Below are 21,748 nucleotides of genomic sequence, written 5' to 3' on the forward strand. Positions count from 1 at the left end.
AGACATTTAATTGATTGATTTATATGTAATTTGTTTTTTAGTGCTTCAGGTGTTGCTATTTAGCGACAAAAAGGACAAAAAGCAGTCAACAGACCTTTTAGTATAATTAAACATATTTCCTATATTTATCATTGTGTTAATAAAGTGTTTTGAATATTGGCACAGTTGCTGCATAATATTAACCAGTGGCTCATTCACCCTCTTATGTCAGCCCCTTCGGGACGCGCTACATAAACTTCGGATGACGCACAACAAGGTGCCTGCCGTCCAACTTCTGATATTAGCACTGCTATATCAATCTCCGGGCGAAACGTCGAGTTAGGCACCGCCTTATTCCATAACAAAGCCGGGTAAATCCCGGCTTTGTTGTATCTGGCGTTCCCCTCAGTTAGCATCAACTTATTCCTGTCCATTGAGAGTAACGCCTTGAAGCGCTGGTCTGTTTTCCCCCGGTCTTTACGTCAGTTGGTGACGTTGGCATTTTTGCTGATCCTGCTGCCTCTATTAGTTCTGGCCTGGCAGGCATGGCAAAGCCTGAATGCCCTGAGCGCCCAGGCGGCGCTGACCAACCGCACCACGCTGATTGACGCCCGGCGAAGCGAGGCGATGACCAATGCGGCGCTGGAGATGGAGCGCAGCTATCGGCAATACTGCGTGCTGGATGACCCGACGCTGGCTAGGGTCTATCAGGGGCAGCGTAAGCGCTACAGCGACATGCTGGATGCTCATGCGGGCGTGTTACCTGACGTTAAACTCTATCAGGCGCTGCGCCAGGATCTGAACGATCTCGCGCAGTTGCAGTGTAAAAACAGCGGTCCTGACAGCGTGGCGGCTGCACGTCTTGAGGCTTTTGCCAGTGCCAATACGGAAATGGTACAGGCCACGCGTACCGTGATCTTCTCGCGCGGCCAGCAATTACAGCAAGAAATTGCTGAGCGTGGTCAGTTCTTTGGCTGGCAGGCGCTGGTGCTGTTTCTCGTCAGTCTGGCGATGGTATTGCTGTTCACGCGCATGATTATCGGCCCGGTAAAAGCCATTGAACGGATGATCAACCGTCTGGGGGAAGGTCGTTCGCTGGACAATACCGTTTCGTTTACCGGTCCGCGAGAGCTACGCTCGGTGGGTCAGCGTATTATCTGGCTGAGCGAGCGTCTCTCGTGGCTTGAATCTCAGCGGCATCAATTTTTACGTCATCTTTCACACGAACTTAAAACGCCGTTGGCGAGCATGCGCGAGGGAACTGAACTGCTTGCCGATCAGGTAGTGGGTCCGCTGACGCCGGAACAAAAAGAGGTGGTCGGGATTCTGGATGACAGCAGCCGCAATCTGCAAAAACTGATTGAGCAACTGCTTGATTACAACCGAAAGCTGGCCGATGACGCGATTGAACTGGAAAGGGTTGAAATCGCACCGCTCGTGGATAGAGTGGTTTCTGCACATAGTCTGCCTGCGCGCGCCAAAATGATACATACTGATATGTCTCTGGCAGAGGAAGCCTGCCTGGCAGAACCGATGCTGTTAATGAGCGTGCTGGACAATCTTTATTCCAATGCGGTGCACTATGGTGCTGAATCCGGTACCATTTGTATTCGCAGCAGTCTGCATGGCGCGACGGTGTACATTGACGTAATGAATACCGGCACACCGATTCCGCAAGCAGAAAAGACCATGATCTTCGAGCCTTTTTTCCAGGGAAGCCATCAGCGAAAAGGGGCGGTAAAAGGAAGCGGATTAGGGCTCAGTATCGCCAGGGATTGCATCCGTCGCATGCGGGGGGAACTGTACCTTGTTGACGATCATGAGCAAGGCGTTTGTTTCCGCATAGAACTGCCGCTATCTGCAACGAAAAACCATTAAAATGAATCTAAGTCTGGTGAGTATGCCACACGTTGTTTTCCGAAAGCTTAAACGACATTTTTTCCGCCGCGTATTATTGCTGAGCTTGCCGTGCCTGGCATTGGCTGGGTGCGTACCGAACGCGGTGGACCACATTATCGGCGATCCTTCGCAGGAGAAAATTCCGCCCTATCAGCTGGCGGATTACCTTTCAACCGAGTGCGCAGATATCTGGTCGCTACAGGGTCAGTCTACCGACACCAACCCTTTGTACTGGTTGCGCGCCATGGACTGTGCTGACCGCCTGATGCCGGTTCAGGCGCGCAGTGAAGCCAGTACCCTGCTGACTGATACCTGGCAGGGCGCATTTAAGCGCGGGATCCTGCTTGCCAATGCCAATATCACGCCACCGGAAAGACGAGATGCGGTGACGCGACTCGATGCGCTAAGCCCGCAAATTCCGGCACAGGTTCGACCGCTTTATCAGGTCTGGTTTCGCGACCAAACGCTGCAGTTACAGCTTGCCGAAGAACGTATGCGCTACAGCAAACTTCAGCAGGCGTCAGACAGCGATCTTGATACGCTGCGGCAGCAACAACAACATTTGCAAACGCAGCTCGATCTCACCACCCGCAAACTGGAAAATCTGACGGATATCGAACGCCAGCTTTCCACGCGTAAGTCTGGCGGTAGCTATAATCCTGATGCGCAGCATGGGAATGATAAACTTACTACACCTGACGACGCAGAGGGCTCAGCGTCCTCGACTGATGAGGTAACGCCATGATAAGCCGTAAGCCCGCGCATTTACTGCTGGTTGATGACGATCCGGGATTGTTGAAATTACTCGGCATGCGTTTAACCAGCGAAGGCTACAGCGTTGTGACGGCGGAAAGCGGGCAGGAAGGGCTACGGGTGCTTAACCGTGAAAAAGTGGATCTGGTCATCAGCGATCTGCGCATGGATGAAATGGACGGCATGCAGCTGTTTATCGAAATCCAGAAAGTCCAGCCGGGCATGCCGGTGATTATCCTTACCGCGCACGGTTCAATTCCTGACGCCGTGGCCGCGACCCAACAGGGCGTTTTTAGTTTTCTTACCAAGCCGGTTGATAAAGACGCGCTGTACAACGCCATTGATGGGGCGCTGGAACAATCAGCCCCGGCTACCGATGACGGCTGGCGTGAATCAATCGTCACTCGCAGCCCGTTGATGCTGCGCCTGTTAGAGCAGGCTCGTATGGTGGCGCAATCGGATGTCAGCGTGCTGATCAACGGTCAAAGTGGCACCGGGAAAGAAATTTTTGCCCAGGCCATCCACAATGCCAGTCCGCGTAACGGCAAACCCTTTATTGCGATTAACTGCGGCGCGTTGCCGGAACAGCTGCTCGAGTCTGAGCTGTTTGGTCATGCGCGTGGCGCGTTTACCGGTGCGGTGAGCAACCGTGAAGGGCTATTTCAGGCCGCCGAGGGCGGGACGCTATTTCTTGATGAGATAGGCGACATGCCCGCACCGTTGCAGGTTAAATTGCTGCGCGTATTGCAGGAACGTAAAGTCCGCCCCCTTGGCAGCAACCGTGATATCGACATTGGTGTGCGGATTGTTTCTGCGACGCACCGCGACTTACCCAAAGCGATGGCGCGGGGCGAATTCCGCGAGGATCTCTACTACCGTCTCAACGTGGTGAGTCTGAAGATCCCGCCGCTGGCTGAACGTGCGGAAGACATTCCGTTGCTGGCCAACCACCTGCTGCGCCAGTCTGCCGAGCGGCACAAGCCGTTCGTGCGCGCCTTTTCCACTGATGCAATGAAGCGTTTAATGACGGCCAGTTGGCCGGGGAATGTGCGTCAACTGGTCAACGTGATTGAACAATGCGTGGCGCTCACCTCGTCGCCGGTGATCAGCGATGCGCTGGTGGAGCAGGCGCTGGAAGGGGAAAATACTGCTCTGCCAACCTTTGTTGAAGCGCGTAACCAGTTTGAACTTAACTACCTGCGTAAGCTGTTGCAAATTACCAAAGGCAACGTGACCCATGCGGCGCGAATGGCGGGGCGCAACCGAACGGAGTTCTACAAGTTGCTCTCTCGGCACGAGTTGGATGCAAACGATTTCAAAGAATAAATTTACGGATTATGTTAGGTTTATCCGATCAAAAGACAGGCGACTTTCTCAAGGATTAGCATGAAAAAGATTGATGCGATTATTAAACCCTTCAAGCTCGACGACGTCCGCGAAGCGCTGGCAGAAGTCGGCATTACCGGTATGACCGTAACGGAAGTGAAAGGGTTTGGCCGTCAGAAAGGCCATACTGAGCTGTACCGTGGCGCAGAGTATATGGTGGATTTTCTGCCGAAGGTAAAAATTGAAATTGTCGTCACCGACGACATCGTGGATACCTGTGTCGATACCATCATTCGCACGGCCCAGACGGGTAAAATCGGCGACGGCAAGATTTTTGTCTTTGACGTTGCGCGCGTGGTGCGTATTCGTACCGGTGAAGAAGACGACGCGGCAATCTAAGCCGCGCCGTGTTTGCCGGATGGTGGTGTAAACACCTCCTCCGGCATGACGTCATTACAGGACTTTATGCGGGCCGAAGCATTCGTAATGAATGTTTTCGTTTTTCACGCCCAGACCCACTAACTGTTTTGCGGCAAACTGCATAAAGCCAACCGGACCACACAGATAAAACTGCATCGCCGGATCGCTGATTGCACCTTCCAGTTTGTTCAGATCCATCAGTCCTTCACTATCAAACTGACCTTTCGCGCGATCGGTTTCGCTCGGCTGACGATACCAGGTGTGCGCGTTAAAGCGCGGCAGTGTGTTGCCCAGTTCGTTGACTTCATCGGCAAAGGCATGCACATCGCCGTTTTCTGCCGCATGGAACCAGTTAACCTGCGCCGTGTGGTTGGCTTTCGCCAGCGTATCCAGCATCGCCAGCATCGGCGTCTGACCCACGCCTGCGGAAATCAGTGACACTGGGGTATCGGTCGCGACGTCCATAAAGAAATCGCCCGCCGGTGCGGCCAGGTGAACAACGTCACCGACATTCGCGTGGTTGTGCAACCAGCTTGAAACCTGACCACCGTCTTCGCGCTTAACGGCAATACGGTAGCCTTTGCCATTCGGTTTGCGGGTCAGAGAGTACTGACGAATTTCCTGATGCAGGAAGCCTTCCGGTTTCAGCCAGACGCCCAGATATTGTCCCGGATGGTATTCAGCCACCGCGCCGCCGTCGACGGGTTCGAACTCAAAGCTGGTGATCGCGCGACTTTGCGGTGTTTTTGCCACGATGCGGAAAGGACGAGTGCCTTCCCAGCCGCCATTTTTGTTGGCGTTCTCGCTGTAAATCTGCGCTTCACGGTTGATGAAGACGTTTGCCAGCACGCCATACGCTTTGCCCCAGGCGTCCAGCACTTCCTGGCCCGGGCTGAACATCTCGTCCAGCGTTGCCAGCAGGTGGCCGCCGACGATGTTGTACTGTTCGGGCTGAATCTGGAAGCTGGTATGCTTCTGGGCAATTTTCTCGACCGCAGGCAACAGCGCCGCCAGGTTTTCGATATTGCTGGCGTACGCGGCGATGGCGTTAAACAACGCTTCACGCTGATCGCCATTACGCTGGTTACTCATGTTGAAAATTTCTTTGAGTTCTGGGTTATGCGTAAACATGCGATCGTAGAAATGGGCGGTCAGCTTCGGACCGGTTTCGACCAGCAGGGGAATGGTGGCTTTCACTGTAGCGATGGTTTGTGCGTCAAGCATACGGTCTTCCTTATATCTGAGACTTTAATGATGTATGTCAAATACATCTTATAAAAAATACCCCTGCATTGTAAATGGTTCTTTGTAACTTTGCGTTGTAAAGGTTACAACGTGAAAAATCTGCATCACAAACCTGAAAAGAAATCCGTTGAAATTCGCCATCTCTTTATTCTCCAAAGCCTTGTGTGCTGTGGAGGTAATCGTTTGCGTAAAATCCTTTGTCAAGACCTGTTATCGAGGAATGATTCGGTTATACTGTTGCCCGTTGTCCTACGGACCGCCTTTATAAGGCCAAAAAATTTATCGTTAGCTGAGTCAGGAGATGCGGATGTTAAAGCGTGAAATGAACATTGCCGATTATGATGCCGAACTGTGGCAGGCTATGGAGCAGGAAAAAGTACGTCAGGAAGAGCACATCGAACTGATCGCCTCCGAAAACTACACCAGCCCGCGCGTAATGCAGGCGCAGGGTTCTCAGCTGACCAACAAATACGCTGAAGGTTATCCGGGCAAGCGCTACTACGGCGGTTGTGAATACGTGGATATCGTTGAGCAACTGGCGATTGACCGCGCGAAAGAGCTGTTTGGCGCAGACTACGCTAACGTCCAGCCGCACTCCGGTTCTCAGGCTAACTTTGCGGTCTACACCGCGCTGCTGCAGCCGGGCGATACCGTTCTGGGTATGAACCTGGCGCAAGGTGGTCACCTGACTCACGGTTCCCCGGTAAACTTCTCCGGCAAACTGTACAACATCGTTCCTTATGGTATCGATGAATCCGGTAAAATTGACTACGAAGACATGGCTAAGCAGGCTCAGGCCCACAAACCGAAGATGATTATCGGTGGGTTCTCTGCCTACTCCGGCGTGGTTGACTGGGCAAAAATGCGTGAAATCGCCGACAGCATCGGCGCATACCTGTTCGTAGACATGGCGCACGTTGCCGGTCTTATCGCCGCTGGCGTGTACCCAAACCCGGTACCACATGCTCACGTTGTTACTACCACTACCCACAAAACCCTGGCGGGTCCGCGCGGCGGCCTGATCCTGGCGAAAGACGGTAGCGAAGAGCTGTACAAAAAACTGAACTCCGCCGTATTCCCAAGCGCGCAGGGCGGCCCGCTGATGCACGTGATCGCGGCGAAAGCGGTAGCGCTGAAAGAAGCGATGGAGCCAGAGTTCAAAGTTTATCAGCAGCAGGTTGCGAAAAACGCCAAAGCGATGGTTGAAGTGTTCCTGAACCGCGGTTACAAAGTGGTTTCTGGCGGGACTGAAAACCACCTGTTCCTGCTGGATCTGGTCGACAAAAACCTGACCGGTAAAGAAGCGGATGCAGCGCTGGGCCGTGCGAACATCACTGTTAACAAAAACAGCGTACCGAACGATCCGAAGAGCCCGTTTGTGACTTCCGGTATTCGTATCGGTTCTCCGGCTGTGACCCGTCGCGGCTTCAAAGAAGCAGAAGTGAAAGAGCTGGCTGGCTGGATGTGTGACATTCTGGACAACATCAATGATGAAGCCACTATCGAACGCATTAAAGCAAAAGTGCTGGATATCTGCGCACGCTTCCCGGTTTACGCGTAAGCGTTAATCGTTTGATGTGAAAAAGGCCGCGAATGCGGCCTTTTTTGTTCCCGATGGCGCTGTGTTTATCAGGCCGTTATCACAAGGACTTCAACGCCACGGCTGGATCACGCAAAGCTTCCTCGTTCACCGATCGTCCAGACTGAATCAGCTTACGCAACACGCGCACTTCGCGTCCGTTGTTGAGCGCTACTGCGCCAATCAACGCCTCATCGCGTAGCTGAAACCAGATAGCCTTGCCGTCATCTGGACTGCCGCGAACGACCCAGCTCTCTCCACACATATCGCCAACAAATTGCAGATTGTCATTAAATTGGTCGGTCCAGAACCAGGGCGGGGGCAGTGTCGGTAGAGGTAATTCGAGCATAGCCGCTGCGGCAATTTGCGCCTGATTATTGGCGTTTTCCCAGCTTTCACAACGTTGCAGCGTTCCGTCTGGCGAACGCTGTACTGCCACATCACCGGCGGCAAAAATGTGCGGATCTGCGGTTGTGCATGAGGCATCAATGATAATGCCGTTTGCCACATCAAGACCCGCTTCACGGGCCAGCCCGTCGTTGGCAATAATCCCGATACCGTAAATCACGCTATCAACCTGAAGCTGCTCACCGCTTTGCAATGTAAGAGTAAGACGATCTCCCTCAAACACCTGCTCAATCGCATTGTTGAGTATAAGGTGCACGCCCGCCTGCTGATGACGGGCGGTCAGGTAACGCTGTATCGGCGGTGGTGCGTTGCGGCCCATCACCGTGGCGGCCAGTTCAATGACGGTGACCTTGCAACCGCGCTGCGTGGCGCTGGCCGCCAGCTCAAGTCCAATGGTTCCGGCCCCGACAATGGCGATCGACTGCCCGGGTCTGAGCGCTTCGCGCAGACGCGCCGCATCGTCGGCATGACGCAGCGTGAAGCAGCGTTCACCGAGCATATCCAGTAACGGGAACGGGCGTGCCGCCGCACCCGTGGCAATCAGTAACCGATCCCACGGGTAGGTTTGCCCGTCAGCCAGTACCAGCTCGTGCGTTTGTCGTCCGAGCGTCCGCACGGTGACGCCCAGATGCAACTGAACGTTATTATCCCGCCACCAGTCCGCGCTCAGCACCGGTTGCAGTTGTGGTGTGTCGTCCAGCAACATGGTTTTGGAAAGCGGAGGGCGTTCGTAGGGCAGATGCGGCTCATCGGAAAACAGATGTATTTCGCCGTCAAATCCCTGTTGGCGTAGTGCGGCCGCAGCCATTGCCGCAGCCTGTCCACCGCCGACAATTGCAATGATGTTGTTGTGCATAATGCCTCCTCAGAGATCCAGCCCAGCGGCAACATGACGAATACCGCGAATACCCAGACCGGCATCGGCATTGATCATTACGCCGCTCAGTGTGCGGTTGTTGCGCCGGGATGCCAGCATCACATACGGGCCGGTAAAATCCGCAGGTTGCGGGAAAAACTGCAGCGGCAAGATGGCGGCAATTTTTTCTGGCGTCAGCGACTGCATAATCGACGTATCGCTCTGGCCCAGTGCCTGCGGGCCGCGCAGATCGGTCGCCATACCGCACGGCCCCACGCCGTTGACGCGGACCTTCGGCGCCAACTCATAGGCTAACTGGCGAATCAGTCCGGTTGCCGCATGTTTACTGGCGGTATACAGCGGACCGCCGCCGCCGGGGTACCACGCCGCGTTGGAAAGGGTAAAAATGATGCTGCCTTCGCTGGCGATTAGCGCGGGAGCACAGGCTTTGGCCCCCAACAGATAACCCAGCACGTTGACGTTGAATAACTCGTGAAAGCCGGTCTCCAGCGCCTCAGCAGAGGTGTTCACCAACGATGCGTTATGATCCCAAATTCCCGCGTTGCCGATGAAACAGTCCAGCTTGCCGAAGGTGGTGAGGATCTGATCCACTGCGCGCTGATAGTCGGCGTAGCAGGTGACGTTTCCTTCGAGCGCCAGCACGTGTTCGCCAAAACGCTGGCGCAGGCTGGCGATTTTGGCGGCGGAGAGTTCCAGCGTGGCGACCCGCGCGCCTTCTTCAATAAAGCGTTCGACCAGCGCCAGCCCAAGACCGGAGCCACCGCCGGTAATAAAGACCACGTTATCGCGTAAATCGCTCATCAGTCCTCCTCAGGCATATCAATAAACACCTCGCCACCTTCCACGTACACCGTGTAGGTTGTTAGCGGATCGGTGGCGGGCAGGCACAGCGCTTTGCCGGTTTTCAGGCAGAAGCTGGCGGCGTGCAGCGGGCACTCTACGGTGGCATCGTCTTCCAGATAACCTTCTGACATCGAGGCGTTACCGTGGCTACAGCGATCGTTAATGGCATAAAACTCGCCGCCAACGTTAAACAGTGCGATAACCGGCGATGTGTCGAGCCGCAGCGCTTCACCCTCCGGCAGCTCCCCTACGGGGCAAGCAAATACACGATTCATCAGAACAGTACACTCAGGTTATGAGAGGAGATCACCGCCTGATCCAGCACGATCTCACGCTCCAGTAAACGCCACTCGTTGCCTGGCAGACGGCGTACTTTGTCCACGCGCATGCCAACGTATAAGGTTTCATCCCGCTCTTTTTGTGCACGATACAGCAGGTAGTTCAGCCGCACGCTAAATACGTCGGGAACGTCGGTTTCGCTGACTTGCAAGTTGCTGATCGTATGACGAGTGCGGGATGGGGGTTCTTCCGCCCAGGCCATGCCGGTTTCCAGCCGTGCAATCCGGCGCTCGAGCTGATCTTTGTTGTCGTTGAAAATCCAGGTGGTCGGCGGCTGCACCCCTTTGCGGCGATCGCGGGTCTGAGCATTCACCGTGGTACGCATGGTGTAGCGGATCTCGTCGTCAAGCTGCGCCAGCCAGTCGCGAAACTTCCAGTCGTCCAACAGGCTGGCTTCGTGGTAAAGAAACTGGGTAATGCGATGATGTAGTTCCAGGGAAACTAACGCGCTCATTTCATCACCTCCTGCTGGTAAGCGGCGGTTTTTTTCTGCACTTCCTGCCAGCTTTCGCTGCTGAGTAAATCGGCCCAGCGTTGGTACATGCCGCGCGCGGCGGTTTCGGAGAAGATGTAGTTGGTGATCCCCGGAATGCCATCTTCACGACGTTTTTCCTGACCTAATCCCATTTCCAGACACAGCTGGCTGTTACGCGCCCGGTGGCCCTTCAGCAGTTTTTGAATTTCACACCAGTTTTCTGAATCATCCTGCTCAAGGAAACCGGCCGGGCCAAAGGCGCGGGTGGCACTATTTTCAAATGCGGCTTTCACTTCGTCAGAGGCCGCTTTGTCGGTAATACAGAACGCCCACACTTCGACTTGATCTGGCCCGCGCGGATGCCAGACGCGCAGCGTGGCGGTACCGTTCAGCCAGGACAGGGTGGGGAAAATATTGTTATGACCGGCCAGGCGCAGGGCGCGTACTTTACCTAGACGCTGTTCGGCTTCGGCGTAGGTGTCGCGGTAGTAGCTGGAGACCTCGCCGTCGACCCAGACGTTGGCATCGGGGTTTTCGGTAAAGAAAAATCCGCTGCCGTGTCCGTCCTGGCCGAATTGCAGCGCATCTTTGGCGGTTTCCCACACTGGACGTGCGGTTTGCCCATCGCCCAGACGCTTATCGCTACCATCGTCTTTGGCCCCCAGCACCTGCACGGCAGAAGCGTGGCTGAACAGCGCGTGGTACTGGTCGCTGGCGAACTGCTCTGCAGGGAATTTCCAGTTGCAGTCGATCACCCATTTCTGTACGCCGCCGACGATTTCGGTGCCGCCTTCGCGACGATCCAGCACGCCGTCCAGATACCAGGCGATGTCGCCGAGATAATCACGCAGCGCAGGTGCGGTGGTGTCCCAGTTACCGAAAATCAGCCCTTTGTAGCTCTCGACACCGGAGACTTCGTTCAGCCCCCAGTGGGACTTGCACAGTCCTTGCGGGTAGGCGCGTGGCTCCAGTGGCACGTCGATCAGCTCACCGTTTATGCCGTAAGACCAGCCGTGATACGGGCAGGTAAAGGCGCGGGTGTTACCGCAGTCGGCGTAGCTGACGCGCATGGCGCGGTGGCGACACTGGTTGAGAAAGGCTTTGATGCTACCGTCTTTCTGGCGGACTACCACGACCGCATCCTCGCCCATGTAAGTGTTAAAAAAATCACCGGGCTTGGGGATTTGGCTTTCGTGGGCGAGAAAGAGCCAGCAGCGTCCGAAGATGCGTTCCAGCTCCAGTTGGTAAATTTCAGGGTCGGTATAAATCCGTGGGGTTACGCGACCGTGTTGGGTATCGATCAGGGTGTAGATGTCTAAATTTGAGGGTGTGGTCATATTTTTTAATCCTGAAAGCTAAGATGTATTGACCTTCTTTTTTTGTGCCATAAGGATGTTGCTGGTTAGTTATCAATCTGTGAAATAGTAAATATCTACCAGCTGAGACGTTTTTTCGATAACAAGGAGCAGGGCATGGAACTGAGGCACTTACGCTATTTCGTCGCGGTGGCGCAGGCGCTGAATTTCACCCGTGCGGCAGAGAAGTTGCACACATCTCAGCCGTCGTTAAGCAGCCAGATCCGCGATCTGGAAGCCTGCGTCGGGGTGACGCTGCTGGTACGGGATAAACGGACAGTTGCCTTGACGGCGGCGGGTGAATGCTTTCTGCAGGATGCGCTGGCAATCCTCGAACAGGCGGAAAACGCCAAAATTCGTGCCCGTAAGGCAGTGCAGGAAGACAGCCATTTCTCGATTGGATTTGTCCCTTCCGCAGAGGTGAATCTGCTGCCGAAGGTGCTGCCGCTGTTTCGATTAAAACAACCGGACACACATATTGAACTGGTGAGCCTGATAACCACCGCGCAGGAAGAGAAGATCCTGCGCGGGGAGCTGGACGTTGGCTTAATGCGCCATCCGGTTTACAGCCCGGAACTTGACTATCTGGAACTGATTCATGAACCGCTGGTCGTGGTACTGCCGGTTAACCATCCGTTAGCCAGCGAGAAGACGATATCGGCACAGCAACTGCATGGCGTGAACTTTGTCAGTACCGATCCGGCCTATTCCGGCGCGCTAGCGAAGATTGTCAAAACGTGGTTTCAGCAGCAGGAAAGCCAGCCCAATATTGTGCAGGTTGCTACCAATATTCTGGTGACGATGAACCTGGTCGGCATGGGGCTGGGAGTGACTTTGATACCCGGTTATATGAATAATTTTAATACCGGTCAGGTGGTTTTTCGCCCAATCACTGGCGATGCGCCGACTATCGCGTTACTGATGGCGTGGAAAAGGGGCGAGATGAAGCCCGCGTTGACGGATTTTATCACCACGGTGCAGGAACGTTTGGCCGTGCCCATGGCGGAATCATCATGACAATTCGCTAAGCTGTGACTCCACATACAGGTAGCCAATGCCCATCAGTTGCTGGGCTCGGTTAAGCTGGCCGAAGCTTATCTGCGTGGCCCTGGCCTGCGAATTATCGCCGTTCGCCGCCGGATTCTGCCACTTTTCTGCCAGTGCCAGCATCACACAGTCATTATCCAGCAGGACCTGCACGCCGAGCATCTCTTCCAGGAGATATTTTATTTCCACCGGTGTCTTCCACGGTGCTTGCACGCCTTGCTGACCCTCACCCATAGCGGTGAACAACCGATGTTATACGGTTGTGGATTCCATCCGTTTTTTGTCTTCGATACGCGCAGTACGGCGCAGTTTTCTGCCAGCGGTTACTGGCCGGAAGGGGAGCAACACTTGCCGTTATCCTGGCAGATCACTATACCGCTAGCGGCTGATTTCACCTGCGCGCAGTATGGCGAAGATGCTTGGCTCAACGTGGGTTATTCAGCGTGGGGCGGGCAGGCTGTCATTCAACGTGATGTGATGAGGGTCACGATTCTAGCGCAAACTCCGTGGCTTATGTTGTTCAGAGTGTCGGGTGAGGAGTTCCTTTGCCTCGAGCCGCAGACGCATCCGGTGAATGCCCACCACATGCAGGGGCAGCCGGGATTGCGCCTTTTAGCGCAGGGAGAGCAGTGCCATTTTGCGCTGCAAATTCGCGTAGATTAGGCAATTATTATGTTATTTGCCTGTTAATACTCTCTTGCGCCAACTGGGGTTTATCGCCAGACTATCGCCTCCAAACGGGAGGGAATCATGGTTTTGCATTCCACGCGCTGGCTGGCGCTCGGTTATTTCACCTACTTTTTTAGCTACGGTATTTTTCTGCCTTTCTGGAGCGTCTGGCTCAAAGGGTTGGGGCTGACGCCTGAAACCATCGGTTTGCTGTTGGGCGCGGGGCTGATTGCACGTTTTCTCGGTAGTTTATTGATTGCGCCGCGCGTGAGCGATCCCTCTCGCCTGATTTCTGCTTTACGTATTCTGGCCCTGCTGACGCTGGTGTTTGCACTGGCTTTCTGGGCGGGAACGCACGTGGCGTTGTTGATGGTGGTGATGGTCGGGTTTAACCTGTTCTTCTCACCGCTGGTGCCGCTGACGGATGCGCTGGCCAACACCTGGCAAAAACAAATCACCATGGATTATGGCCGGGTGCGGTTATGGGGATCGGTGGCCTTTGTGATCGGCTCGGCGTTGACCGGTAAGCTGGTGACGTTGTACGACTACCGGGTGATCCTGGTTTTGTTGTCACTGGCGATAGCGTCGATGCTGCTGGGTATGATGATCCGCCCGAGCGTACAGCCTGCGGGTGAAAACCGTCAGCAGGACAGCGCCGGATGGCAGGCCTGGCGTAAGCTGGTTATGCAGAGCTGGCGTTTCCTTGCCTGCGTGAGTTTGCTGCAAGGTGCACACGCCGCCTATTACGGTTTTAGCGCTATTTACTGGCAGTCTGCCGGGTATTCTGCGTCAGCTGTGGGCTATTTATGGTCGCTGGGCGTGGTCGCGGAAGTGATTATCTTTGCGCTCAGCCATAAGCTGTTCCGCCGTTTTAGCGCCCGCGATCTGCTTCTTCTTTCCGCCGTTTGTGGCGTGGTGCGCTGGGGGCTGATGGGCTGGAGTACCGAACTGCCGTGGCTGATTGTGATACAAATCTTGCATTGCGGCACGTTTACCGTGTGTCACCTGGCGGCTATGCGATACATTGCCGCGCGCCAGAGCAGTGAAGTGATTCGTTTGCAGGCGGTTTATTCCGCCATTGCGATGGGCGGCAGTATCGCCATCATGACCGTGTTCGCAGGCTACCTGTATCAGAATCTGGGCAGCGGCGTATTCTGGGTGATGGCGCTGGTGGCGCTGCCCGCCATCGCCTTGCGGCCTAAAGTGACGGCGCAGGCATCGGCGTTATGATTCGAGGATTTTGCGGATCTGCTGTTGCTGATGCGGCGTAAGCGACAGATCCGCATGAATCAACGGTGGTGAAAACAGCGGCAGCGGCGTGGTGTACGGCGTAATAATCAGCGCCACTCCACGCGGCAAACCCTGTTTTTGAAAGTCTTGCATTGGCATATGTTTTACATTCAGCGGCAGCAGGGTCAGCTCACGCAACTGCTGCTCAATATGCGCTTCCAGTCTTTCATTAGTGCCCGTCAGCAGGATGATTTGCTTCTCATGCAGATCCTTTTCCTGCATCAGCCACGCGCCAAAAATGACGGCCACCAGCCCCGTTTCTTCTTCCGAAAAATGCACATCGTATTCCGCCTCGAACCCCTTGAGGGCCTCGCGCGTGGTGCGTACCAGCCGTGGATAGAGCCGGCTGAACTCTTCCGGCAGGGTGTTATCAATGCCAATCGCGAACATGCTTCGATTCAACGCCTGGCCAAGATGTATGTACAGCTGGTCGTTCAACCCTTGCTCGTCGCTGAAGCGGACGTTGCCGATCTCACGAAAACGCAGCACCAGCCGGGCAATGGCCAAATGCAGGCGGCGGTCTTGCTGGTGGTTATCGCGAATCGGGTCCGGAATACGGATCATCGAGAACAGCAGCGCCATAAACAACGACTCGCCCAACGGCGCACTCTGCATCACGCGACGTTGCCAGTGACGGCCAATTTCCTCGGCAAGCGTGTACTCGGCGCAGGATTGCGCCCAGCGCTGCTGCAGCGGATTAAACTCCGGGTTGATCCCGGCATGATGTTGCAACAGGCAGTACTGTAAAAACAGGCGCAGAAACTGGATGTCACGGCATTCAAATGACTTTTGCAGCCGCCGGGAACAGAGGTTGATGAGCGCATGCAGATTGGTGTCGTCATACAACGTGCGGGCGATACCGCGTTGTTTCAGCTCTATTTTTAACGCTGGCGTAAACTGCTCGGTGATAAAACGTGGGCAGATTCGCAGGCCGCGTCGTAGCCAGTGCAGAAGACATAAGCGTTGATTGAGCGTAGTGCCTTCGATCTGGTAGCCGCCATTCTGTGTGGCGATGATGGTAAGCCGATGATAACGCTGGATTTCGATCCCCGCGCCGATGATATCCTCGCGGACAACATCGTCATCGACACCGTTCAGGGTACGGAATGTCTGGGTGGTGGCTATTTGCCCCGGCTGGAAAAGCGTCAGCAGCACATGGCAGCGGCGCTGGGGAGCAGAAAGTACAGATGGTGGGGCAAGCGTTGACATCATCTGTAGGGTCTCCCGAAAGTATATTTGGTAAGAATAGCTAAAGTTTGCTCATAGAAATGAAGAATGGAATCCTTTCCACCAGGAATGCTGGAGAGCGTCACAGAATTTTTAACGTGAGGAACAGTGACCGGGAGTTAAACGCAGCGCGTTAACACCTTTTTTCACTGTTTTATCTTCTGTTGAAACATAAAAAACCCCGCCAGTGAGTGACGGGGTTGGGAAGGTGAGCACAAATGCCTGTTCTAACTCTTGCGTTGCTGGCTGAGCGTTAATCCCACATCGCCGCCCGGATGTACTGCCAGCAGGGTCTCTTTTGAGTAACCACTCTCGCTCATCAAGCAGGCGCAGGCGGCATCAAAGATCGCCAGTACCAGAATAATGGAGGTGGTCGCCAGCATATCCAGCGGATCGGCCTCGCGCTGTACGCCGGTGGAAATCACCAGCCGGGAGGCGCTGGCGATGGCGGAGTTCGGGTTTTCAGTCACGCTGATTACCGACACCGCCTTCTCAGCAAGCCCTGGCAGCAGCCGGGTGAGTTCATCCGAATTTCCTCCACGTGACAACATAATCACCAGATCGTCGGCACGTAAAAAACCCAGGTCGCCATGCGCTGCATCCGTCGCGTTGAGGTAAATTGCCGGACGTTCCACGCAGGCTAACATATGCGCGACCTTGCGTGCGGCAATACCCGACGTGCCGACGCCTGTGACGACGATTTTCCCTGTGCAGCCGCGTAGTTCCGCCATTAAAGACAGCCAGGTCTGTTCAGTCAGATGCTGCCCCAGCCCTGCCAGAGCTTCGCTGTAGAGCTGCCACACGCCGTTCGCCTGTGGCCATGAGTCACTCATGCGTCCTCCTGCATCAGCTGGCGGTATTTCATATGATCCTGGTACATCTCATGGAAAACCCGGTATTTGCGATCGTAGTACTGCTTAATGCGGTTGGTTTGCGGGGTGACTGTTTTACCAATACGGCTCATCGCCGACATCGCTTCCGGGAAGGTATCGAACACGCCCGCCGCGATGGTTCCCATCATGGCGCCGCCCAGTAGCATGGCTTCACTCTCTTCCGGCAGCAGCATGGCACAGCCGGTGGCGTTGGCATGTTCCTGCACGAAAATCGGGTTTTTTGTGCCGCCGCCGCTGGCCATAATCGTATCGATGGTATAACCGCTTTGGTTCATCGTTTCGATAATATGCCGTGTCCCCAGCGCAATGGCCTGAATGGTCGCCAGATACTGCAGCGCCATATCTTCAGGCGTGCGGGACAATTTAAGCCCGGTGATCGCACCGGTGAGCGTTGGATTGGCGCGCGGTGAACGGTTGCCGTGGAAATAGGGCAGGATATGCATGTCGCGGGTCAGGAAGGCGATATCTTCCGGCTCGCCAGCCATTTTACGCAGCAGCGCATTCAGCACTTCGTAAATAGTCTGTCCCTGTGATTTTGCCTGTGCCAGCAGCGTGTCGTAGCACGGATGCGACTGAATTACGTGGTCAATTAATGCGCCCGTGGCCGACTGCCCGCCTTCATTGAGCCAGTATTCCGGCAGAACGGCAGAGTAGTAGGGGCCCCAGATCCCGCCGATAAAGCGCGGTTCTTTGGAGATCGCCATATGACCGGTGGAGGTGCCGCCAATCAGCGCGACGCGGCGGTCGAAGTCAGCTACCTCGCCAGAAACACCGCAGGCGCCAAGCGTGCCGAGCGTACCGGCGTGAGCATCGATAATCGACACGCTGACCGCAGTTCCCGGGATCAGACCCATTTCGCTGGCGGCCCGCGCAGAAAGGCCATGACCGAGCGGTTCACCCATGGTTTTCACGTAGCGGCCAATTTTGGCGGCATCGTGTTCCAACAAGTCTTCCAGCCCAATCTGGCGGAAATAGCTGGCATCCCACTTGTCTTCGTGGCCCATATAGGTCCATTTACATACCGTCGAGCACAATGAGCGCGTGTCATCGCCGGTGGCGCGCCAGGTCAGGAAATCAGGCAGATCAAAATAGTAGCCTGCATTGGCCCATGTATTGGGCATATGTTGCTTCAGCCACAGCAGTTTGGGCGTCTGCATTTCCGGCGAAATAATGCCGCCAACGTAATCCAGCACCCGATGATGCAGGGCGTTAATCCGCTCGGCCTGGGTAATGGCTCGGTGGTCCATCCACACAATAATGTTCTGTTCGCTGCGCCCGGAAGGGCTGATGGTCAGCGGTTTACCTTCTTTATCCAGCACCACCAGTGAACAGGTGGCGTCGAAGCCCAGACCTTTCACCTGAATCGGGTTGATATCTGACTGGTTAATCGCGTCGCGAACTGCGTTACACACCGCCTGCCAGATGTTATCGGAAGACTGCTCAACGAAATCGGCTTGCGGACGGTAAATCTCGATGGCCCGACTGGCCTGACCGACCATTCTGCCATTGAGATCAAACACGCCAGCACGGGCGCTTCCGGTTCCGACATCCACACCAATAAAGTAACTTGCCATAATTTTTTCTCCTGGAATCAGGCTTTACGATTCTGTAATGCGATAAAGAGGATCAGCACCGCGCCCCACAGCGCCATCGTCAGATAGCTACTGACCCCCAGCAAGTTAAGGCCGCTTTCCAGCATTTGCAGCACAATGAGCGCCAGCACCAGGCCGATAATGCGCCCGAAGCCGCCATCCGGGTTGATACCACCCAGCACTGAGGCGAGGATGGTGACCAGCAGGTAGGATTCGCCGTATCCGGCTTTTGCCGAGTTAAATTTCGCCATCATCAGGATGGCGGCAACCCAGCCAAGCAGGGCAGAAATGACGTACACGGAAATCTGTACCCGAACGGTATTCACGCCGCTATAGCGGGTTGCTTGTTCATTGGAACCGACGAGGTACAGGCTGCGTCCCAATGTGGTGTGCTCCAGTAGCACCCACAGCAGGATGGCCACGAGGAAAAAGAGCAACAGCGCTACGGGGATTCCGGCAATAGTGCCGTTACCCAGGTATTGAATGGCGGCCGGAAATCCGGAAATAACCGTGCCGTTGGAGAGCAGAATATTCAGCCCGGAGATCAGCGTCATAGTGCCGAGCGTGGCGAGGATCGGCGACACGCCGACCCAGGCGATCAGCGCGCCGTTCAGCGTGCCGATAGCAATCGCCACCGCGGCACCCGCCAGCAGGGCGATGACCAGGAACAGTGGGTTATCCGGATTGGCGACGATGATGGCTGCCATCACCAGCGAGCAGGCGTTAGCCCCGGCAATAATAGACAGGTTAATGCCGCCGGTCAGCATGGTCATACCCATTCCCAGCGCCAGCATGCCGAGGATCGGTAGCTGTGAGCTGATGGACTGGAAGTTAGCGACGCTGAAAAAGCGGCTGCCGAGCAGGGCTGAGAAGACCAGCGCGACGACTACAATAATGACGCATTGCAGACGAATGATGGCATCACCGGGTAAAAATCTGGCGATTGTTTTCATCTCAAAGCTCCCTTGCCAGTTTGCGTTTTTCGTTCCAGGCCGTGGCGCTAATGCTGACCAGGATAATGGCGCCGCTGAACACGGTGTGCCAGTAAGAGGAGACGCTCAGCAGCGTCAGACCATTTTGTAAAAAGGCCAGCAACACAACGCCGAGTAGCGTTCCGGTCAATGTACCGCGCCCGCCGCTCATGCTGGTTCCGCCGAGCACCACAGCCGCCAGCACCGTCAGCTCAAAACCGAGCAGGGAATTGGGGGCGACGGATTGCGTGATCTGCGCCTGCACTACGGCGGCAACGCCAGCCAGAATGCCCATGTAACCGTACACGTAGAAATGCAGCTTCAGTAGATTCAGACCGAGGCGTGATGCCGCGTCGCGGTTGCCACCCATGGCGTAAACCTGACGGCCCAGGCGGGTATAGTTCATCAACACGGCGGTAACAATAATCACCGCCGCCAGGCACAGCAAGGGCAGGGTCAGTCCGTAGTCGTAGCCGTCTGCGGCGGTGAACGAAAACCAGTTGATGCCGTTCATAAACCAGTCCGGGAAGCCGTACAGCCAGGTACCTTTGGTGGTGTACACCAGCAGACCGTAGTAGACGTTCAGCGTGGCGATGGTAATGATGATCGCCGGGACGCGCAGCCAGTAAACCAGAAAGCCGTTGAGCAGCCCCAGCAGCAGTCCAACTGCAATGGCAATAACCAGCGCCAGCGCAAAGTTACCGCCGTGGCCGATCACCCAACTGGCCATTGCGTACTGGGCAATCGCGGTCATCGCTGGAAATGAAATGTCGATACCGCCGGAAATCAACACCACAAACAGCCCACAGGCAAGGATGCCGAGAATGGCATAGCTGGTGGCGACGTCCGTCAGGTTCCCCAGTGACAGGAACTCATCGGTACTGATGCTCAGCCCGATGGCCAGAGTCACGACCAGCAAGCCCAGCCAGAACTCGTGTTGCCCGATTAAACGGGAGAGATGCATCTTATTCATTGATTACCTCGACCACTTCAGCAATCTCCTCTTCACGACAGTGATGAGGATTAAATTCCGCCACCAGTTTGCCGCGACGCATCACCAGCACACGGTGGCTGTTGTAATAGGCTTCCGGGATCTCATCGCAGATCATCAGCACCGCCATCCCCTGTTCAGCCAGGTCGCGGGCAATCTGGTAAATGCCCTCTTTGTTGGCGATATCGACGCCAACGGTGGGGGAATCCAGGATCAGGATGCGCGGATTGGTCGCCACCCATTTGGCAATGGCGATACGCTGGGCGTTGCCGCCGGAGAGCGTTTTGACCGGCAGGTGTGGATCGGACACTTTGATGTTCAGCTCGCGGATCAAATCAGCGACCAATTTTTGTGCTTTACCATGATCGAGCAAACCGCTGTGGGTATGCAGTTGATCAAAGACCGTAACGATGGTGTTGTCGTAGATCGACTGCTCCATGATCAGCCCCTGCGTCAGGCGATCTTCTGAGACGTAGCCGATCCCGTGCTTAATGGCATCGTGGTTATTGCGAAGCGTGACCGGCTGACCGTTAATGCGCATTTCACCGCTTTCCGGGTGGGTCATGCCAAACAGGCTCAGGCAAAGCTCGGTGCGCCCGGCACCCAGCAGGCCGACAATCGAGACAATTTCGCCGCCGTGCAGCGACAGATTGATATTCTGATATTTTCCGCGACGGCTCAGGTTGCGCAGCTCAAGCATTGGTTCTTGCTCAATAGCGGGCCTTTCTGGCAGCGGGCTGTAGTGGAAGCGTTGTCCGGTCATCAGGAAGGCCAGCTCGTGGCTGTCCAGTTCGCTGGCAGGGTATGTACCTACCAGTTTGCCGTCGCGCATCACGCTGATACGGTCTGCCACTTCCATCACTTCATCCAGACGGTGGCTGACAAACACGACGCAAATGCCGGCAGCTTTCAGTTCGTTGACCACCCGTAGCAGCCCGTTGACTTCCTGACGGGTTAACGAGGCGGTCGGTTCATCCATGATGACCAGGCGTGCGTCGGCGGCAATCGCCCGGCAAATAGCCACCAACTGACGGTCGGCGATGGAGAGCTTCTCGACTTTTTTGTCAGGGTCGAGGGTTACGCCGATGCGTTTCATGGCCGCCAGCGCTTGTTGTTTCATGGCGCCGCGACGTACCCAGATATCGCCGCCGGGCAGGTAGCGGTTAACAGCAATATTTTCCGCGACGCTAAAATTAGGGAACAGCGACAGGTCCTGATAGATAACCTGGATACCGTAGTGAGAAGAAAGCTGAGGCGTCAGGTGATGGAACAGTTTGCCATCAAGTAAAATCTGCGCGCCTTTTTCAGGGTGATAGACCCCGGAAATCACTTTAATGATGGTGCTTTTACCACAGCCGTTTTGACCCGCCAGACAGTGAACTTCGCCTTTTTTCAGCGTCAGATTCACGTTATCCAGCGCCAGCACGCCCGGGAATTGTTTGCTGATATTCTCAAGAGTGATAAATGCGGTGGTGTCTGTCATGGACAATACCCCTGCGAGCGTCCTTCCGGACGCTGAGTGTTAGTGTTGTGGATAGCGCCGACCAGACGGTCGGCGTTATGGTTTCCC

19 protein-coding genes and 2 pseudogenes are annotated in these 21,748 nt (G+C 55.2%); 8 read left to right on the forward strand and 13 right to left on the reverse strand.

Annotated elements, in window-relative coordinates:
• Positions 1-426: 426 nt before the first annotated feature.
• The 4 genes from qseE to glnB are packed head-to-tail and all read left to right on the forward strand — an operon-like array spanning position 427 to position 4,356.
• Positions 427-1,857: a two component system sensor histidine kinase QseE/GlrK gene (qseE, locus tag E4Z61_RS23040; protein WP_135324732.1), complete on the forward strand. Its 1,431-nt coding sequence runs from the start codon at positions 427-429 to the stop codon at positions 1,855-1,857.
• Between the two features lie 22 nt (positions 1,858-1,879).
• The gene (gene qseG, locus E4Z61_RS23045; RefSeq protein ID WP_135324733.1) at positions 1,880-2,623 is read left to right on the forward strand and encodes a two-component system QseEF-associated lipoprotein QseG; all 744 of its coding nucleotides are present in this window, start codon (positions 1,880-1,882) and stop codon (positions 2,621-2,623) included.
• Positions 2,623-3,957: a two-component system response regulator GlrR gene (glrR, locus tag E4Z61_RS23050; protein ID WP_205746902.1), complete on the forward strand. Its 1,335-nt coding sequence runs from the start codon at positions 2,623-2,625 to the stop codon at positions 3,955-3,957. Before qseG ends, glrR begins: the two co-directional genes overlap by 1 nt.
• A 60-nt stretch (positions 3,958-4,017) precedes the next feature.
• Positions 4,018-4,356, forward strand: a complete 339-nt coding sequence (gene glnB / locus E4Z61_RS23055) for a nitrogen regulatory protein P-II (RefSeq protein WP_002438074.1) — start codon at positions 4,018-4,020, stop codon at positions 4,354-4,356.
• A gap of 54 nt (positions 4,357-4,410) precedes the next feature.
• On the opposite strand, the gene hmpA is transcribed toward glnB, so the two are convergent.
• The gene (hmpA, locus tag E4Z61_RS23060; RefSeq protein WP_135324735.1) at positions 4,411-5,601 is read right to left on the reverse strand and encodes an NO-inducible flavohemoprotein; all 1,191 of its coding nucleotides are present in this window, start codon (positions 5,599-5,601) and stop codon (positions 4,411-4,413) included.
• Between the two features lie 328 nt (positions 5,602-5,929).
• On the opposite strand from hmpA, the gene glyA reads away from it, so the two are divergent.
• Complete coding sequence (gene glyA / locus E4Z61_RS23065) at positions 5,930-7,183, forward strand: serine hydroxymethyltransferase (RefSeq protein WP_135324736.1); 1,254 nt, start codon at positions 5,930-5,932, stop codon at positions 7,181-7,183.
• Between the two features lie 79 nt (positions 7,184-7,262).
• On the opposite strand, the gene hcaD is transcribed toward glyA, so the two are convergent.
• From hcaD to hcaE, 5 genes are read right to left on the reverse strand one after another with little or no spacing between them, the layout of a single operon-like run.
• On the reverse strand, positions 7,263-8,465 hold the full coding sequence (hcaD, locus tag E4Z61_RS23070) for a phenylpropionate dioxygenase ferredoxin reductase subunit (RefSeq protein ID WP_135324737.1): 1,203 nt from the start codon (positions 8,463-8,465) through the stop codon (positions 7,263-7,265).
• A gap of 9 nt (positions 8,466-8,474) precedes the next feature.
• Entirely contained in the window at positions 8,475-9,287 is an 813-nt protein-coding gene (gene hcaB, locus E4Z61_RS23075) for a 3-phenylpropionate-dihydrodiol/cinnamic acid-dihydrodiol dehydrogenase (protein WP_135324738.1), read from the reverse strand.
• Positions 9,287-9,604 carry a 3-phenylpropionate/cinnamic acid dioxygenase ferredoxin subunit gene (gene hcaC, locus E4Z61_RS23080; RefSeq protein WP_135324739.1) on the reverse strand — a complete coding sequence of 106 codons (318 nt, stop codon included), beginning with the start codon at positions 9,602-9,604 and terminating at the stop codon, positions 9,287-9,289. Before hcaC ends, hcaB begins: the two co-directional genes overlap by 1 nt.
• Positions 9,604-10,122 carry a 3-phenylpropionate/cinnamic acid dioxygenase subunit beta gene (hcaF, locus tag E4Z61_RS23085; RefSeq protein WP_135324740.1) on the reverse strand — a complete coding sequence of 173 codons (519 nt, stop codon included), beginning with the start codon at positions 10,120-10,122 and terminating at the stop codon, positions 9,604-9,606. Before hcaF ends, hcaC begins: the two co-directional genes overlap by 1 nt.
• The gene (gene hcaE / locus E4Z61_RS23090; RefSeq protein WP_135324741.1) at positions 10,119-11,480 is read right to left on the reverse strand and encodes a 3-phenylpropionate/cinnamic acid dioxygenase subunit alpha; all 1,362 of its coding nucleotides are present in this window, start codon (positions 11,478-11,480) and stop codon (positions 10,119-10,121) included. The genes hcaF and hcaE overlap by 4 nt, the downstream gene beginning before the upstream one ends.
• 135 nt (positions 11,481-11,615) lie before the next feature.
• Between hcaE and hcaR the strand changes: the two genes are divergently transcribed.
• Complete coding sequence (gene hcaR / locus E4Z61_RS23095) at positions 11,616-12,515, forward strand: DNA-binding transcriptional regulator HcaR (protein ID WP_135324742.1); 900 nt, start codon at positions 11,616-11,618, stop codon at positions 12,513-12,515.
• Positions 12,516-12,620: 105 nt separating this feature from the next.
• On the opposite strand, the pseudogene E4Z61_RS24225 reads toward hcaR, so the two are convergent.
• Positions 12,621-12,761: pseudogene (locus E4Z61_RS24225) on the reverse strand (hypothetical protein); the annotation flags it as partial.
• Here E4Z61_RS24225 and E4Z61_RS23105 point away from each other — a divergent pair.
• Both E4Z61_RS23105 and E4Z61_RS23110 read left to right on the forward strand, forming a co-directional pair.
• Positions 12,732-13,208, forward strand: a pseudogene (locus E4Z61_RS23105) (aldose epimerase family protein); the annotation flags it as partial. The pseudogenes E4Z61_RS24225 and E4Z61_RS23105 sit on opposite strands and share 30 nt — an antisense overlap.
• Positions 13,209-13,295: 87 nt before the next feature.
• Positions 13,296-14,444: a 3-phenylpropionate MFS transporter gene (locus tag E4Z61_RS23110; RefSeq protein ID WP_135324743.1), complete on the forward strand. Its 1,149-nt coding sequence runs from the start codon at positions 13,296-13,298 to the stop codon at positions 14,442-14,444.
• Here the strand turns inward: E4Z61_RS23110 and csiE are convergent.
• The 6 genes from csiE to E4Z61_RS23140 form a co-directional block, all read right to left on the reverse strand.
• On the reverse strand, positions 14,439-15,716 hold the full coding sequence (gene csiE, locus E4Z61_RS23115; RefSeq protein WP_135324744.1) for a stationary phase inducible protein CsiE: 1,278 nt from the start codon (positions 15,714-15,716) through the stop codon (positions 14,439-14,441). The genes E4Z61_RS23110 and csiE overlap by 6 nt on opposite strands.
• Positions 15,717-15,958: 242 nt before the next feature.
• On the reverse strand, positions 15,959-16,564 hold the full coding sequence (locus E4Z61_RS23120) for a KpsF/GutQ family sugar-phosphate isomerase (RefSeq protein ID WP_135324745.1): 606 nt from the start codon (positions 16,562-16,564) through the stop codon (positions 15,959-15,961).
• Positions 16,561-18,198: an FGGY-family carbohydrate kinase gene (locus E4Z61_RS23125; RefSeq protein ID WP_135324746.1), complete on the reverse strand. Its 1,638-nt coding sequence runs from the start codon at positions 18,196-18,198 to the stop codon at positions 16,561-16,563. The genes E4Z61_RS23120 and E4Z61_RS23125 overlap by 4 nt, the downstream gene beginning before the upstream one ends.
• A gap of 17 nt (positions 18,199-18,215) precedes the next feature.
• A complete protein-coding gene (locus tag E4Z61_RS23130; RefSeq protein WP_135324747.1) occupies positions 18,216-19,169 on the reverse strand; it encodes an ABC transporter permease in 954 nt (317 codons plus the stop codon).
• 1 nt (position 19,170) lies between these two features.
• Complete coding sequence (locus tag E4Z61_RS23135; RefSeq protein WP_135324748.1) at positions 19,171-20,160, reverse strand: ABC transporter permease; 990 nt, start codon at positions 20,158-20,160, stop codon at positions 19,171-19,173.
• Entirely contained in the window at positions 20,153-21,661 is a 1,509-nt protein-coding gene (locus E4Z61_RS23140) for a sugar ABC transporter ATP-binding protein (RefSeq protein WP_135324749.1), read from the reverse strand. The genes E4Z61_RS23135 and E4Z61_RS23140 overlap by 8 nt, the downstream gene beginning before the upstream one ends.
• Positions 21,662-21,748: the final 87 nt, after the last annotated feature.

The organism is Citrobacter tructae (assembly GCF_004684345.1).
Taxonomy (GTDB): domain Bacteria; phylum Pseudomonadota; class Gammaproteobacteria; order Enterobacterales; family Enterobacteriaceae; genus Citrobacter; species Citrobacter tructae.

Bases quoted from the DNA above. Each gene is read 5' to 3' on its own strand.
- qseG (WP_135324733.1), top strand. From the start codon at position 1,880: ATGCCACACGTTGTTTTCCGAAAGCTTAAACGACATTTTTTCCGCCGC.
- glnB (WP_002438074.1), top strand. From the start codon at position 4,018: ATGAAAAAGATTGATGCGATTATTAAACCCTTCAAGCTCGACGACGTC.
- hmpA (WP_135324735.1), bottom strand. From the start codon at position 5,601: ATGCTTGACGCACAAACCATCGCTACAGTGAAAGCCACCATTCCCCTG.
- glyA (WP_135324736.1), top strand. From the start codon at position 5,930: ATGTTAAAGCGTGAAATGAACATTGCCGATTATGATGCCGAACTGTGG.
- hcaD (WP_135324737.1), bottom strand. From the start codon at position 8,465: ATGCACAACAACATCATTGCAATTGTCGGCGGTGGACAGGCTGCGGCA.
- hcaB (WP_135324738.1), bottom strand. From the start codon at position 9,287: ATGAGCGATTTACGCGATAACGTGGTCTTTATTACCGGCGGTGGCTCC.
- hcaC (WP_135324739.1), bottom strand. From the start codon at position 9,604: ATGAATCGTGTATTTGCTTGCCCCGTAGGGGAGCTGCCGGAGGGTGAA.
- hcaF (WP_135324740.1), bottom strand. From the start codon at position 10,122: ATGAGCGCGTTAGTTTCCCTGGAACTACATCATCGCATTACCCAGTTT.
- hcaE (WP_135324741.1), bottom strand. From the start codon at position 11,480: ATGACCACACCCTCAAATTTAGACATCTACACCCTGATCGATACCCAA.
- hcaR (WP_135324742.1), top strand. From the start codon at position 11,616: ATGGAACTGAGGCACTTACGCTATTTCGTCGCGGTGGCGCAGGCGCTG.
- E4Z61_RS23110 (WP_135324743.1), top strand. From the start codon at position 13,296: ATGGTTTTGCATTCCACGCGCTGGCTGGCGCTCGGTTATTTCACCTAC.
- csiE (WP_135324744.1), bottom strand. From the start codon at position 15,716: ATGATGTCAACGCTTGCCCCACCATCTGTACTTTCTGCTCCCCAGCGC.
- E4Z61_RS23120 (WP_135324745.1), bottom strand. From the start codon at position 16,564: ATGAGTGACTCATGGCCACAGGCGAACGGCGTGTGGCAGCTCTACAGC.
- E4Z61_RS23125 (WP_135324746.1), bottom strand. From the start codon at position 18,198: ATGGCAAGTTACTTTATTGGTGTGGATGTCGGAACCGGAAGCGCCCGT.
- E4Z61_RS23130 (WP_135324747.1), bottom strand. From the start codon at position 19,169: ATGAAAACAATCGCCAGATTTTTACCCGGTGATGCCATCATTCGTCTG.
- E4Z61_RS23135 (WP_135324748.1), bottom strand. From the start codon at position 20,160: ATGAATAAGATGCATCTCTCCCGTTTAATCGGGCAACACGAGTTCTGG.
- E4Z61_RS23140 (WP_135324749.1), bottom strand. From the start codon at position 21,661: ATGACAGACACCACCGCATTTATCACTCTTGAGAATATCAGCAAACAA.